Raw genomic sequence first — 14634 nt, 5'->3', positions numbered from 1 at the left:
GGTTTCACTCAGCCGGCGGCGTTCTCCCGGAACGCCCGGTCGACGTCGGCGGTGGAGAGCACGCCGTAGATCCGCCCGTCGTCCTCGACGAGGAGGTACTCCTCCGCGGGCCGCCGGCTGATCGCGAGGATGAGCTCCTCCCCCGCGACCGTCGCCGGCAGGGTCAGCCCGTCCTCCATCGCCCGCGCGACCGCCGACACCGGCACCCACGGGCGGCGCTCGGCCGGCATGGCGGTCACCGCCGCCTCGCTGACGATGCCGAGGGGGCGCCCGTCGGGCGAGACCGTGACGATGCTGCCGGCCTGCGCCTCCTGGGCCTGGCGCACGGCCTCGGCGAGCGGCAGGTCCGCGGGCACGGTGAGCGTACGACGCGCGAGCGGGCGCGCGACGAGGGCGGGCAGTCGCTGGCGGAGCCGGGCATGGGCCATCGCGGCCGTCGCGCCGGTCCAGAGGAAGAGGCCGAGGATGAAGACGAGGACCACGTCCAGGACGGTCGTCTCGACCCCGGTCAGCGGCTCCTGCACCACCGGCCAGGCGAGCAGGGCCAGGGCCGCCAGCCGGCCGCCCCAGCCGGCCACGATCGTGGCCCGGTGCTGGTTGCCGGAGGCACCCCACACGAGGGCCTTGAGCACGCGCCCGCCGTCGAGCGGCAGGCCGGGCACGAGGTTGAGGACCCCGATCACCAGGTTCGCCGCCGCCAGGCTCCAGACGGCCTCGCGCACCAGGCCCTCGGGGACCACGAACCACACGCCGGCGGCGGCGAGCCCGACCGCGATCGAGGTCAGCGGGCCGACCACCGCGATCCAGAACTCGTGGCGAGGCCGTCGCGACTGCCCGTCGATCTCGGTCATGCCGCCGAGGAAGTGCAGCGTGATCGAGGTGACGCCGTAGCCAAGCCGCTGTGCGGTCACGGCGTGCGAGGCCTCGTGCAGCAGCACCGAGAGGTAGAGGACGACGGCGAAGACCAGCCCTGCGACGTACTTCCAGACGCCCAGGCCGGGCTCCACCTGCTCGATGCGCGGGGCGAAGGTCAGCGAGATCAGCAGCGCGACGATGAACCACGAGCTCGTGATGAGCACGTCGATGCCCGCGATCGACCCGATCCGGAGCGTCCCCGGCGGGCGGGGGGCGCGTCGGGACGCCGGCCCCTCGGGAGCAGGCGGGCCAGGGGTGTCATCGGGCACGACACGACCCTAACGAATGGCACCCGACCCGGTTGCCGCCTGCACGGGGCTGTCGTACGCCTCGCCTAGGGTTGCCGCGTCATGTCGATCCCCGCCGCACCACTGTCCCCCGCCTCCGGGTCCCCCGCGGAGCGGGTCTCCACCCCGGTGGACGGCGTCGACGTGCTCGGAGCCCTCTCGCCGAGCCGCGCCGGGGACTTCATGACGTGCCCGCTGATGTACCGCTTCCGCACCATCGACCGGCTCCCGGAGGAGCCCTCCCCCGACGCCGTGCGCGGCACCGTGGTGCACAAGGTCCTCGAGGACCTCTTCGACCTGCCCGCGCTCGACCGCACCCCCGACCGCGCCGCCGACATGCTGGTCCCCGCCTGGGACGCGCTCCTCGAGGCCGAGCCGGCGCTGGCGGAGATGTTCGGCGGCGAGGGGCCCGACGTCGCGTCCTGGCTCGCGTCGTGCCGGACGGTGCTGGACCGCTACTTCGACCTCGAGGACCCGCGCCGCCTCGAGCCCGCCGAGCGCGAGCTCTACGTCGAGGCGCTGCTCGACTCGCGGCTGCTGCTGCGCGGCTTCGTCGACCGCATCGACATCGCCCCCGACGGCCGCATCAGGATCAGCGACTACAAGACGGGACGCAGCCCGGGCGAGGGCTTCGAGGCCAAGGCGCTGTTCCAGATGAAGTTCTACGCGCTGGTGGTCTGGCGCCTGCGCGGGGTCGTGCCGTCGATGCTGCAGCTGATCTACCTCGGCAACGGCGAGATCGTCCGCTACGAGCCCGACGAGGACGACCTGCGGGCCACCGAGCGCAAGGTCGAGGCGCTGTGGGCGGCGATCCAGCTCGCCCAGCGCACGGGCGACTGGCGGCCGAGCCCGTCGCGGCTGTGCGACTGGTGCTCCTACCACCAGTTCTGCCCGACCAAGGGTGGCACGGTCCCACCGCTGCCCGAGCCCGTGCCCCAGGTCGCCGACGCCTCGACCGACGAGTCCACCGACTGACGACCGCTGGTCGAGGGTCGCCCCACGCAGTCGGCCTAGGCGATCTCGATCTGCTGCTGGTGGGGCGGCTCGGTGTCGTCCGGGCCGCTGAAGCCACTGGGGGTGACCAGCTCGGGCGCCACCTCGTGCATGGCGATCGCACCCGAGGCGATCTCCTCTGCGAAGTGGCACGCCACCCGGTGCCCCGACGAGACCCCCTCGACCTCGACGACCCGGAGCTCGGGACGCTCGGTGTCGCAGCGCGTCTCCTGCCGCCAGGGGCATCGGGTGTGGAAGCGGCACCCGGACGGCGGGCTGGCCGGCGACGGCAGGTCGCCGGTGAGCAGGATCTGCTCGCGGGAGTCCTCCACCTGGGGGTCCGGGACGGGAACGGCCGACATGAGGGCCCGCGTGTAGGGATGGAGCGGTACGTCGTAGAGCTCGGCGGCACCCGACTCCTCGACCAGCCCGCCGAGGTACATCACGCCGATGCGGTCGCTGATGTGGCGCACCACCGCGAGGTCGTGGGCGACGACGAGGTAGGTGAGCCCGAGCTCGTGCTGCAGGTCCTGGAGCAGGTTGATCACCTGCGCCTGGATCGACACGTCGAGGGCGCTCACCGGCTCGTCGGCGACGATGAGGTCGGGGCCGACCGACAGCGCCCGGGCGATGCCGATGCGCTGGCGCTGGCCGCCGGAGAACTCGTGGGGGTACTTCGAGAGCCCTGCCGGCGGCAGCCCCACCGCGGACATCAGCTCGCGCAGCCGCGCCTGCGTGGCAGCCTTGTCGTCGGCGAGCCCATGGGCGCGCATGCCCTCGACGAGGATCGACTCGACCGTCTGGCGCGGGTCGAGGCTCGACATCGGGTCCTGGAAGACCATCTGGAACCGCTTGCGCTCGCGTCGGAGGGCCTCGCCCTTGAGCGAGGCGATGTCGGTGCCGTCGAAGACGACCGACCCGGCCGTCGGCGGTTCGAGGTTGAGGATCGCCTTGCCGAGGGTCGACTTCCCGCACCCGGACTCCCCCACGAGCCCGTAGGTCTCGCCGCGCCTGATCCGGAGGTCGACGCCGTCCACGGCGCGGACGTGACCGACGGTGCGGTCGAAGACCAGTCCGCTCTTGATCGGGAAGTGGACCTCCAGGCCGCGAACGTCGACGAGGACGTCCGAGTCGGCAGGCGTCTGTTCCGGCTCGGTCATCGCGGGCCTCTCACGGGGTTGAAGCAGCGGAAGCCGACGACCTGGTCGCCCTCCCACTGGGGCGTCTTCTGCGTGCATACTGCGATCCGGTTGGCGCAGCGCGGGGCGAACGCACAGGCGGAGTCCCACGGCAGGTTGTCGGCGACCGAGCCGGGCACCGGGTTGAGCTTCTCGCCACGCGGGGCGTCGAGGCGCGGGATCGACTCGAGCAGGCCCACGGTGTAGGGGTGGCGAGGCTGCCGGAACAGCCCGTGGCGCCCGCCCCGCTCGACCACCTTGCCCGCGTAGAGCACGTTGACCTCGTCGCAGAGCCCGGCGACGACGCCCAGGTCGTGGGTGATCATCACCAGGGCCGTGCCGGTGTCGACGACGAGCTCCTTGAGCAGCGCGAGGATCTGCGCCTGGATGGTGACGTCGAGGGCGGTGGTCGGCTCGTCGGCGATCAGCAGCCGCGGGTTGCAGGCCAGTGCCATCGCGATGAGCGCGCGCTGGCGCATGCCGCCGCTGAGCTGGTGGGGGTAGTTGACCAGCCGGGCCTTCGGGTCGGGGATGCCGACCCGGTCGAGCAGCTCGGCGGCCTTCGGCATGGCCTCCTTGCGGCTCAGGCCCTGGTGACGCTCCATGACCTCGGTGACCTGGCGCCCGATCGTGACGACCGGGTTGAGCGAGGACAGCGGGTCCTGGAAGATCATCGCGACCTCGGCCCCGCGGCGGTCGCGCATCTGCGACGGCGAGAGCGAGAGGAGGTCCTCGCCGTCGAAGACGGCCGTGCCCTCCACGGTGTTGCCACGCTTGGGGAGCAGCCCCATGATCGCCAGCGACGTCACCGACTTGCCGCAGCCGGACTCTCCCACGAGGCCGACGGTCTGCCCCGGTCGTACGTCGAAGCTGACGCCGTCGACCGCCCGGAACGGCTGCTCACCGTGACGGGTGAACGCGACCCGGAGGTCGCGCACGGAGAGCAGCGGCTCGCCGGACGTCGCGGACGCGCGGGTCTGGTGCACGGACTGGGTCATCTGGTCATCTCCTCGACTTCGGGTCGAGCGCCTCGCGCAGCGACTCGCCCATGAGCGTGAACCCGAGCGCGACGACGATGATGCACCCCGCGGGCCAGAAGGCGAGGTGCGGGGCCTCGGTGATGTAGTCCTGGGCGAGTCCCAGCATCTGTCCCCACTCGGGCTGTCGCTGGTCGGGGTTGCCGAGCCCGAGGAACGACAGCGCTGCCGCGTCGACGATGGCCACGGCCAGGGACAGCGTCGCCTGGACGATGACCGGGCCGAGCGAGTTGGGCAGCATGTGCCGGAACACGATCGCGCGCGGGCGCACGCCGAGCGACCGGGCGGCGAGCACGTGGTCGCTCCCGCGCTGGGCGAGCATCGACCCGCGCAGCAGCCGCGCGAAGATCGGCACCTGCACGATCGCGATGGAGATGATGAGCGTCCACTGGCTGGGTTCGCGGGCGAGCGAGGCGACGGTGAAGGCGAGCAGCAGCGACGGGATCGACAGCATGACGTCGACGATGCGCATCACCAGGGAGTCGACCCAGCCGCCGATGGCGCCGGCGATCGTGCCGAGGGTGACCCCGCCGACCAGGCCGAACAGCGTGGCGAACACGCCCACGATGAGGGTCTGCCGGCTCCCGACGAGCAGCCGCGACAGCAGGTCCCGGCCCCGGTCGTCGGCGCCGAGCAGGTGACCCGCCTCCGGCCCCGGCACCGGGTTGGACTGCGGCCGCACCTTGTCGAGCAGCGGCCGTGCGGTGGGGTCCCAGGGAGCGAGCCACGGCGAGATGATCGCCAGCACGATGAAGGCGATCGTGATCACCAGGCCGAGGATGAAGACGGGGTTGCGTCGCAGCCGCTGCCAGGCGCTGCGGATCAGCGAGACACCCGGCTCCTCGTCGAGGGTGGTGGTGCGCGCGGTCGCCAGCTGGTCGATGCGCTCCTTGCGCATCCCGCGGAGCGTGGGCCGGCGCGGGGTGTGCTCGGGTCCGGGGGTCTGGTCGCTCACGCCGGTCACCTCGTCCTGATCCGTGGGTCGATGACCGCATAGGTGATGTCGACCAGCAGGTTGACCACGACGTAGATCGCGGCGGCGGCCATGATGAGCACCTGCAGGACCGGGTAGTCCTTCTGCTGGAACGAGATGAAGAGGGCTTCGCCGACCCCGCGGTAGGAGAAGACCGTCTCGGTCAGGATCGCCCCGGCGAGCAGGCCGCCGACCTGCAGGCCGATGGTGGTGACGACGGGCAGCATCGCGTTGCGCAGCACGTGACGGGCCCGGATCACGCGGGACGTGAGGCCCTTGGCCTCCGCGGTGCGGACGTAGTCCTCGTCGAGCACGTCGAGGACCGAGGCCCGGGTGATCCGGAAGATCACGGCGAACGGGATGGTGGAGAGCGCCACGGCCGGGAGGATCAGGTGCTTGAGGGCGTCCCAGGAGGCGTCCCACTCGCGGGTGAGGATGCCGTCGAGGACGAACATCCCGGTGACCCGCGTCGCGTCGATCCCGGTCGACTGGCGCCCCGACACCGGGAGCAGGTTCCACTCCACGGCGAAGAAGTACTTGAGAAGGAACGCGGTGAAGAAGACCGGCACCGCCACGCCGACGAGGGAGAAGATCACCGCGCCGGTGTCGACCGGGGACCCCTTCCTGCGGGCGGCGAGGTAGCCGAGCGGGATGCCCAGCGCGATGGCGAGGACCAGGGCGAGGAACGACAGCTCGATCGTGGCCGGCAGTCGGTCGAGGAAGATCTGGAGGGCGTCCTCACCGGGCAGCACCTTGGTCGAGACGCCGAAGTTGCCCTGCAGCGCCCGCTCCATGAACTTGAGGTACTGCACCGGCAGGGGCTGGTCGAGCCCGAGGGCGGCCTCGAGCGCTGCCCGACGGGCGGGCGTCTGCCGCTCCCCCAGGATGGCGGACACCGGTCCGCCCGGGAGTGAGCGCAGCCACCCGAAGACGAGCATGGACAGCACGAGGACCACCAGGCACATCTGCAGCAGTCGTCGTACGACGAAGCGGATCACGCGTTCTCCTCACACGTGAGCACGGGTCCGGGGGCCGTCGGTGGGACGGCCCCCGGACGTCGTGCACGTCGATCGGTCAGCGGGTGGGGGTCACTCCCCGCCCACCGTGACCGTGTCGAACTCCTCGGCGGTCAGCGGGCTGGGGATCACGCCCTCGACGCCGGGACCGACCACGAGGGCCGGCGGGGAGTGGCTGATCGGCAGGCCCGGGAGGTACTCCTCCATGATCTGCTGGTTGATCTCCTCGAACGCGGCGCCCCGCTCGGCGTCGTCGACGATGGCGTCGGCGGCCTTGAGGTCGTCGGCGAGCTGCTTGCCCCACGGCATGACCTCGGTGCCGAAGTCGTTCTCCTTGAGGTTGCCGAAGAACGTCCCGATGAAGTTGAACGGCGAGTCGTAGTCACCGGTCCAGCCGAGGATGTAGGCGTCGTACTTGCCCGCGGTGACGTTGTCGAGGTAGCCACCGTTCCAGGACGCGGTCTTGACGTTGACCTTGACGCCCACGGCCTCGAGGTCGGTGCGCAGGGCCTCGAAGATCTTCTCCGGGTCCGGCATGTAGGGCCGGCTGACCTCGGTCGGGTAGGCGAAGTTGAGCGTCATGCCCTCCGCGCCGGCCTCGGCGAGGAGCTTCTTGGCCTCGTCGGGGTTGTACTCGTAGGGCTGCAGCTCGGTGTTGTAGCCGCTGACCGTGTCGGGCATGAACTGCGTCGCGACCGCGGCGCCCTCGGGCAGCTGCGTCTGGACGAGCTGCTCGCGGTTGAGCGCGTGGTAGAGCGCCTGGCGGACCTTGAGGTCCTTCAGCTGCGGGTTCGCCTCGGGGTTCAGGCCGAGGTAGAGGATGTTGAACGGGTCGCGGACCTCGACGCTGTTGCCGTCCTCCTCGAGCCCGGCCCAGTCGACGGGGTTGGGCAGGTCGTAGCCGTTGATGCTGCCGGCCTCGAGCTCCTGGCGACGGGTGCTCTCGTCGGGGATCACGCGGAACACGATCTCGCTGGTCTTCGCCGCCTCGCCCCAGTAGTCGTCGTTGCGCTCCAGCGAGATCTCGCCGTTGGCCTCGTCGTACTCGCCGAAGGTGAACGGACCGGTGCCGACCGGGTTGTTGGCGTAGTCGGGGAAGCTGAAGCCCTCGCCCTCCGCGGCGATGCCGTTGGCGTCGCCCTCCTCGAGCGCCTTGGGCGACTGCATGGAGAGGGACTCGAGGGAGAGCATCGTCGGGAAGCCGGACGTGGGGCCGGAGATCGTGATCGTGGCCTCGTAGTCACCGGTGGCCTCGCAGCCCTGGTAGAGCGAGTTCTCGGCGTCGTTGGAGAACGCGCCCATGACGTAGCCCCAGTACTCGCCGGCGGTCTGACCGGCCTCGTTCTGGTCGAACATCCGCTCGAAGTTGTAGCAGACGGCCTCCGCGTCGAACGGCTCGCCGTCGTGGAACGTCACGTCGTCGCGGAGCTGGAAGGTCCACTCGGTGCCGTCGTCGTTGGGGGTCCACTCGGTCGCCAGCTCGGGCACGACCTCGGCGGTGCCGGGCTTGATGCCGACGAGACCCTCGAACATCTGACGGGTGACGCGGAAGGTCTCGCCGTCGGTGGCGTAGAACGGGTCGAACATCTCGGGGGCGCCGGCGGCGCCGAAGACGAAGGTCCCGTCGTCACCTCCCCCGCTGCTCTCGCTGTCGCGCTCGCTGTCGGCGCAGCTCGCCAAGGTGGCGGCCGCGAGCACGGCCATGGTCCAGGTCGCCACAGTTCGTCTCGAAGACATCGGGGTCCTTCCGTCCGGAATGCGTTCGTCCACGCACCCTAGACCGGACGATGTGGGCTGGGCCACAACGTCAGGGTCACGGTCGTGTCACACCTTCGGGCGGGTGAGCTCGGCGAGGCGAGCGGTGTCGATCCCGACGAGGGTGTCGACGAAGACCCGGCGCTCGCCCTCGAGGATCGGCACGTGGTGGGGCACGCAGAGCACGGTGCAGCCGGCCGCCTCCCCCGACGTGGCCCCGGTGTTCGAGTCCTCGATGGCGACGCAGTCCTCGGCCCGCAGCCCGAGCTCGGCCGCCGCGGTGAGGTAGGGCTCGGGGTGCGGCTTGCCGAGCTCGACGCGGTCGCCGGTCACCACCGACACGAAGGTGCGCTCGGGCAGCTGGGCGAGGATCGGTGCCACGAAGCGCTGCCACGACATGGTGACGAGTGCGCACGGGATGCCGTGGGCCTCGAGGTCGACCAGCAGCTCCCGGGCACCGGGCCGCCACGGCACCTCGGCCTCCACGCGTGCCACCACGCCGTCGAGCAGCTCCTCGACGATCTGGTGGGGGGTGCGGTCGATGCCCATGTGGGCCCGGATGTACTCGCCGGAGTCGAGCAGTGCCTTGCCGACGAGGTTGAGGGCGTGCTCCTCCGACCACGTGCCGCCGTACTTCTCGGCCATCGCGAACTCGGTGGCGATCCAGTACGGCTCGGTGTCGACGAGCGTGCCGTCCATGTCCCACAGCACGGCGGCGGGGAAGCCGTCCGGACGCGGGACAGGTGCTCCCGGATCGGTCGATGCCACTGCGCCCTCGAGCGCGCTGCCCGTCTCCACCTGACCAGTCATCGTGGTCGCCAGCCTAGACGGCGGCGAGCGGGATCAGTGATTCGGCATCCGCACCGGCAGGCGTACGACGAACGTGGCTGGCCCCTCCGCCGTCGGGGGTTCGTAGACCACGTCGCCGCCGTGGCCTCGGACGATCTCGCGGACGAGGTAGAGCCCCAGTCCCGAGCCGCCCGCCGTCCCGCTCGTCGCGTACCTGTTGAAGAGCCGGGGCACCAGGTCGGCCGGGACCCCGCGGCCCGAGTCGGTCACCCGGACCACGACCTCGTCGTCGTTCGGGCGTGCGACGACCGAGATGGGAGGCGAGCCGTGGCGCACGGCGTTGTCCAGCAGGTTGTCGAGCACCTGTGCCAGGCGGACCTCGTCACCCTCGACGACGGCCTCCTCCGGCACGTCCACCTCGACGTGCACGCCGTGTCCGGAGCTGGCGCGGCGGGCGGCGGCGTTCCTGACCAGCTCGGCCAGCGACACGCTCCCCGACTCGAACCGGATGCCCGTCCCCTGGAGCTGGGAGGCGGCCGTCAGGTCGGCCGTCAGCCGGCGCAGCCGCTCGGTGCTGGAGTGGATGCCCCGGAAGAACTGGTGGCGCTCGTGGTCCGACATGTCCTCGTGGGACGTCTCCAGCAGGTGCGCGCTGCCGTCGATCACGGCGGTGGGGTTGCGCAGCTCGTGGGCCGTCACGGCGAGGAGCCGAGCCTGCTCTGTGGCCGCTTCCAGCCGGTCCTCGACGTGCTGCCGCTGCTCGGTCTGGTCGCGGGTGATCTTGGCGAAGCCGATGTGGCGGCCCTTCTCGTCGTGGACGGCGCTGATCACGACGCTCGCCCAGAACCTCGTGCCGTCCTTGCGGACGCGCCACCCGTCCTCGGCGAACGAGCCGTCGCGCAGGGCAGCCCCGAGGTTGCGCTCCGGGTGACCGGTGAGCTGCTGCTCCTCGGGGTAGAACATGCGGAAGTGCTGGCCGACGACCTCGGCGGCGTCGTAGCCCTTGATCCGCCGGGCGCCCGCGTTCCAGCTGGCCACCGTTCCGTCGGGGTCGAGCATGAAGATCGCGTAGTCCTCCACGGCCGCCACCAGGAGCCGGAAGTACGCCTCGCTGCGGTGCAGCTCGTCCTCGGCGAGGCGCTGGGCGGTGATGTCCTGCACCTGCGCGAAGACGTAGAGCAGCTCGCCGACGGAGTCACGGATCGGGACGAGGGTGACCAGGGCGGTGCGCGAGCTGGTCGCACCGGGGGGCGCGGGGATCGGGTGCTCGAAGGTCGCGACGCTCGCGTCCGAGGACCGCAGCCCGGCGAGCCGGTGGTCGAGGTCGTCGCCGTGCCCGACCGTCAGGCGACCGTAGTCGACCCCGACCAGGTCGCTGGGCGTGCAGGACATGAGCTCGGCCAGGGCGTCGTTGGCGCGCACGATGGTGGCGTCGATGGTGAGCGTGGCCATGCCGATCGCGGCCCGGTCGAACAGGGCACGGAAGCCCTCGACGTGCTCGTCGAGGATCGACTGCTCGACCCGGGTGACGTCCAGGTCGTCCAGCGGCTCCGTGACGGGGTCCGGCGACGGGACTGGCTCCTGCTCGTCAGCGGACGGCCTGGGCGCCCTCGACCCTCCGCGCAGGCTCCGGAACAGCCGTTCGGGGAGCTGCTCGAGCGGGATCGACTTCTCGATGTAGTCGAGCGCGCCCAGCTCGCCCAGCTCGGCCGTGAGGTCGGTGCCGCCGAAGCCGCTGAACATCACCACCGAGGTCTCGGGTCGCACCGCCAGGATGGCCGGAAGGGTCTCGAGACCGTCCATCGCCGGCATCGACACGTCGAGCAGCACCGCGTCGGGGTGGTGCCGCACCACGAGCTCGATGGCCTCCTCGCCGTCACCCGCCTCGCCCAGCACGTCGAAGAGGCCTGAGGACTCCAGTCGCATCCGGACGAGCGTCCGCACGTCGGTCGAGTCGTCGACGAGCACCAGCGAGACCCTGGGGGTCTCCATCCGACTCTCCTCCGTCTGCTCGCGGCCATGGCGCTGGGACGGCGGAGCGCTCAGCACCAGCCGTCCCCGGGTGGCAGGTTCCCACAATCGGGCGCCGGGATGCATCGCCCACGCGGGGGACGCGCGTCGAGTCGTCGGTGCTCGGTGCTCGGTCCTCGGTGATCAGTCCTCGGGGTCGTAGCCGAGGTTGGGCGAGAGCCACCGCTCGGCCTCGGCGAGGGTCCAGCCCTTGCGCTCGGCGTAGTCGGCGACCTGGTCCCGGTTGACCCGGCCCACGACGAAGTACTGCGACTGCGGGTGGGAGTAGTAGAACCCGCTGACCGAGGCGCCCGGCCACATGGCCATCGACTCCGTGAGCCGGATGCCGGTGTGCTCCTCGACGTCGAGGAGCTCCCACAGCGTCTGCTTCTCGGTGTGCTCGGGGCACGCGGGATAGCCGGGCGCGGGCCGGATGCCGTCGTACTGCTCCTTGATCAGCCCGACGTTGTCGAGCTGCTCGTCGGGGGCGTAGCCCCACAGCTCCTTGCGGACCCGCTCGTGCAGCCGCTCGGCGAAGGCCTCGGCCAGCCGGTCGGCCAGCGACTCCAGCAGGATCGCGTTGTAGTCGTCCAGCTCCTCGCGGAACGCCTGCACCCGCTCCGCCAGGCCGTCGCCGGCGGTCACGGCGAAGGCGCCGACGTGGTCGCGCAGCCCGGTGTCCTTGGGCGCGACGTAGTCGGCCAGCGACCGGTTGGGTACGCCGTCGCGGTGCTCGCCCTGCTGCCGCAGGTGGTGCAGCGTCGCGTGCACGGTGCTGCGGTCGCCGTCGAGGTAGAGCTCGACGTCGTCGCCGACCGCGTTGGCGGGGAAGAAGCCGACCACGCCGTGCGCGCGGACCCACTTCTCCGCCACCATCCGGTCGAGCATCGACTGGGCGTCGTCGTAGAGCTTGCGGGCGGCGGGGCCCGAGCTCGGGTTGTTGAGGATGTCGGGGAACGCGCCCTTCATCTCCCACGCGTTGAAGAACGGCTGCCAGTCGATGTACCTGCGCAGCACCTCGAGGTCGTGGTCCCGCAGCACCCGGACGTGCTGGGTCACCTGCGTGCCGGTGACCGGCGACACCGCGTGGTCCTGCTGGAGCAGCATGTGGGGCCGGGGCGGGTGGTAGTCGCTCCAGTCGACCGGTGTCGCGTTGGCGCGCGCCTGCTCGAGGGGGATCATCGGGCGGTCGTGCTTGGCGGCGTGACGGGTGCGCAACGAGTCGAAGTCGGCCTGAACGTCCTTGAGCAGCTGCTCGCGCTGGATGGGGTGGAGCAGCGCGGCGGCCGTGGGCACGGAGCGGGAGGCGTCCTTGACCCACACGACCGGGCCGTCGTACTTCTGGTCGATCTTCACCGCGGTGTGCGCCCGGGAGGTGGTGGCCCCGCCGATCAGCAGCGGGATGTCGAGGCCGAGGCGCTGCATCTCGGAGGCGAAGTTCACCATCTCGTCGAGGGACGGGGTGATCAGCCCGGAGAGGCCGATGATGTCGGCGCCGTGCTCCTGCGCGGCGTCGAGGATCTTCTGGGCGGGGACCATGACGCCGAGGTCGATCACCTCGTAGTTGTTGCACTGCAGGACGACCCCGACGATGTTCTTGCCGATGTCGTGGACGTCGCCCTTGACCGTCGCCATCACGATCGTGCCGTTGGTGTCCTTCTGCTTGGCCAGCTCGGGGTCGTTGGCCTTCTCCTCCTCGATGAAGGGGATGAGGTAGGCCACGGCCTTCTTCATCACGCGGGCGCTCTTGACCACCTGCGGCAGGAACATCTTGCCCGTGCCGAACAGGTCGCCGACCACGTTCATGCCGTCCATCAGCGGCCCCTCGATCACCTCGATCGGGCGACCGCCGGCCTCCGCGATCTCGGCGCGGAGCGCCTCGGTGTCGGCCTCGACGTGGGCGTCGATGCCCTTGACCAGCGCGTGGGTGATGCGCTCGCGCAGCGGAAGGGCACGCCACTCGTCCTCGGACTCCTCGACGGCACCGGCGGCGACGTTGAAGCGCTCGGCGATCTCGAGCAGCCGCTCCGCGGCGTCGGGCCGGCGGTTGAGCACGACGTCCTCGATGCGCTCGCGCAGCTCGGGGTCGACCTCGTCGTAGACCACGAGCGCGCCTGCGTTGACGATGCCCATGTCGAGGCCGGCGCGGATCGCGTGGTAGAGGAAGACGGCGTGGATCGCCTCGCGGACGGGGTTGTTGCCGCGGAACGAGAACGACACGTTGGAGATGCCGCCGCTGACCTTGGCGCCCGGCAGGTTCTGCTTGATCCAGCGGGTGGCCTCGATGAAGTCCTCGCCGTAGGTGGCGTGCTCCTCGATGCCGGTCGCGACCGCGAAGACGTTGGGGTCGAAGATGATGTCCTCGGGCGGGAAGCCGACCTCGTCGACCAGGATCCGGTAGGCCCGCTCGCAGATCACCTTGCGGCGCTCGAGGTTGTCGGCCTGGCCGTCCTCGTCGAAGGCCATCACGACCACGGCGGCGCCGTACTTGCGGCACAGCCGGGCGTGGTCGCGGAACGCGTCCTCCCCCTCCTTCATGGAGATGGAGTTGACGATGGCCTTGCCCTGCACGCACTTCAGGCCGGCCTCGATGACCTCCCACTTCGAGGAGTCCACCATCACCGGCACCCGGCTGATGTCGGGCTCGGCGGCGATGAGCTTGAGGAAGCGGTCCATCGCGGCGACGCCGTCGATCATGCCCTCGTCCATGTTGACGTCGATGACCTGCGCGCCGGCCTCGACCTGCTGCGCGGCCACGCTGAGGGCGGTGTCGTAGTCGCCGTCCTTGATGAGCTTGCGGAAGCGGGCGGAGCCGGTGATGTTGGTGCGCTCGCCGACGTTGACGAAGAGGCTGTCCTCGGTGATGGTCAGCGGCTCGAGGCCCGAGAGCCGCATGACCGGCTCGTGCTCGACGGGCGTGCGCCGCTCCTTGCCCTCGACGGCCCCGGCGATCGCAGCGATGTGGTCGGGCGTGGTGCCACAGCACCCGCCCACGATGTTGAGGAAGCCGGCCTCCGCGAACTCGGCGAGGACCGCCGCGGTCTGCTCGGGCGTCTCGTCGTACTCGCCGAAGGCGTTCGGCAGGCCCGCGTTGGGGTAGACCGAGACGAAGGAGTCGGCGAGGCGCGACAGCTCGGCGACGTAGGGGCGCATCTCCCGGGCGCCGAGGGCGCAGTTGAGCCCGACGGCCAGCGGCCGGGCGTGGCGGACGGAGTCCCAGAAGGCCTCGGTCACCTGGCCGGAGAGCGTGCGGCCGGACGCGTCGGTGATCGTGCCCGAGATGATCACCGGCCACCGGCGGCCCTGCTCCTCGAAGAGGGTCTCGACCGCGAAGATCGCGGCCTTGGCGTTGAGGGTGTCGAAGATCGTCTCGACCATCAGCAGGTCGGCGCCGCCGTCGACCAGCCCGCGCGCGGCGGTGAGGTAGGCGTCGGCCAGCTCGTCGAAGGAGACGTTGCGCGCGCCCGGGTCGTTGACGTCGGGCGAGATCGACGCCGTACGGGTGGTGGGGCCGAGGGCGCCCGCGACCCAGCGCGGGCGGTCGGCGGTGGCCACGGCGTCGGCGGCTGCGCGGGCGAGCCGGGCGGACTCGAGGTTGAGCTCGTAGGCGAGGTCCTCGAGGCCGTAGTCGGACAGCGAGATCGCGTTGGCGTTGAAGGTGTTGGTCTCGATGACGTCGGC

General features: G+C 70.9%; 10 protein-coding genes. 1 reads left to right on the top strand and 9 read right to left on the bottom strand.

All coding sequences use genetic code 11. The annotated features are described in order from the left end of the window. Nucleotides 1-8: 8 nt before the first annotated feature. Nucleotides 9-1184, bottom strand: a complete 1176-nt coding sequence (locus Q9S36_RS38420; protein ID WP_311290033.1) for a site-2 protease family protein — start codon at nucleotides 1182-1184, stop codon at nucleotides 9-11. Between the two features lie 162 nt (nucleotides 1185-1346). Between Q9S36_RS38420 and Q9S36_RS38415 the strand changes: the two genes are divergently transcribed. Then, complete coding sequence (locus Q9S36_RS38415) at nucleotides 1347-2177, top strand: RecB family exonuclease (RefSeq protein ID WP_396653930.1); 831 nt, start codon at nucleotides 1347-1349, stop codon at nucleotides 2175-2177. Nucleotides 2178-2212: 35 nt separating this feature from the next. On the opposite strand, the gene Q9S36_RS38410 is transcribed toward Q9S36_RS38415, so the two are convergent. From Q9S36_RS38410 to metH, 8 genes are all read right to left on the bottom strand, one after another. Then, on the bottom strand, nucleotides 2213-3355 hold the full coding sequence (locus tag Q9S36_RS38410) for an oligopeptide/dipeptide ABC transporter ATP-binding protein (protein WP_311290031.1): 1143 nt from the start codon (nucleotides 3353-3355) through the stop codon (nucleotides 2213-2215). Continuing rightward, nucleotides 3352-4371, bottom strand: coding sequence for an ABC transporter ATP-binding protein (locus tag Q9S36_RS38405; RefSeq protein ID WP_311290030.1), 1020 nt, complete (start codon nucleotides 4369-4371; stop codon nucleotides 3352-3354). The genes Q9S36_RS38410 and Q9S36_RS38405 overlap by 4 nt, the downstream gene beginning before the upstream one ends. Nucleotides 4372-4375: 4 nt before the next feature. Further along, nucleotides 4376-5308, bottom strand: a complete 933-nt coding sequence (locus Q9S36_RS38400; RefSeq protein WP_396653929.1) for an ABC transporter permease — start codon at nucleotides 5306-5308, stop codon at nucleotides 4376-4378. A gap of 62 nt (nucleotides 5309-5370) precedes the next feature. Further along, on the bottom strand, nucleotides 5371-6381 hold the full coding sequence (locus tag Q9S36_RS38395; RefSeq protein ID WP_311290028.1) for an ABC transporter permease: 1011 nt from the start codon (nucleotides 6379-6381) through the stop codon (nucleotides 5371-5373). Between the two features lie 90 nt (nucleotides 6382-6471). Continuing rightward, a complete protein-coding gene (locus Q9S36_RS38390; RefSeq protein WP_311290027.1) occupies nucleotides 6472-8136 on the bottom strand; it encodes an ABC transporter substrate-binding protein in 1665 nt (554 codons plus the stop codon). A gap of 87 nt (nucleotides 8137-8223) precedes the next feature. Beyond that, nucleotides 8224-8964, bottom strand: a complete 741-nt coding sequence (locus Q9S36_RS38385) for an HAD family phosphatase (protein WP_311290026.1) — start codon at nucleotides 8962-8964, stop codon at nucleotides 8224-8226. Nucleotides 8965-8997: 33 nt separating this feature from the next. Continuing rightward, the gene (locus Q9S36_RS38380) at nucleotides 8998-10935 is read right to left on the bottom strand and encodes a PAS domain S-box protein (protein ID WP_311290025.1); all 1938 of its coding nucleotides are present in this window, start codon (nucleotides 10933-10935) and stop codon (nucleotides 8998-9000) included. 162 nt (nucleotides 10936-11097) lie between these two features. Then, a partial coding sequence (gene metH / locus Q9S36_RS38375; RefSeq protein ID WP_311290024.1) for a methionine synthase occupies nucleotides 11098-14634 on the bottom strand: 3537 nt, incomplete at its 5' end.

The organism is Microbacterium sp. ARD31 (assembly GCF_031844425.1).
This window is presented reverse-complemented; position numbering and strand designations above follow the sequence as displayed.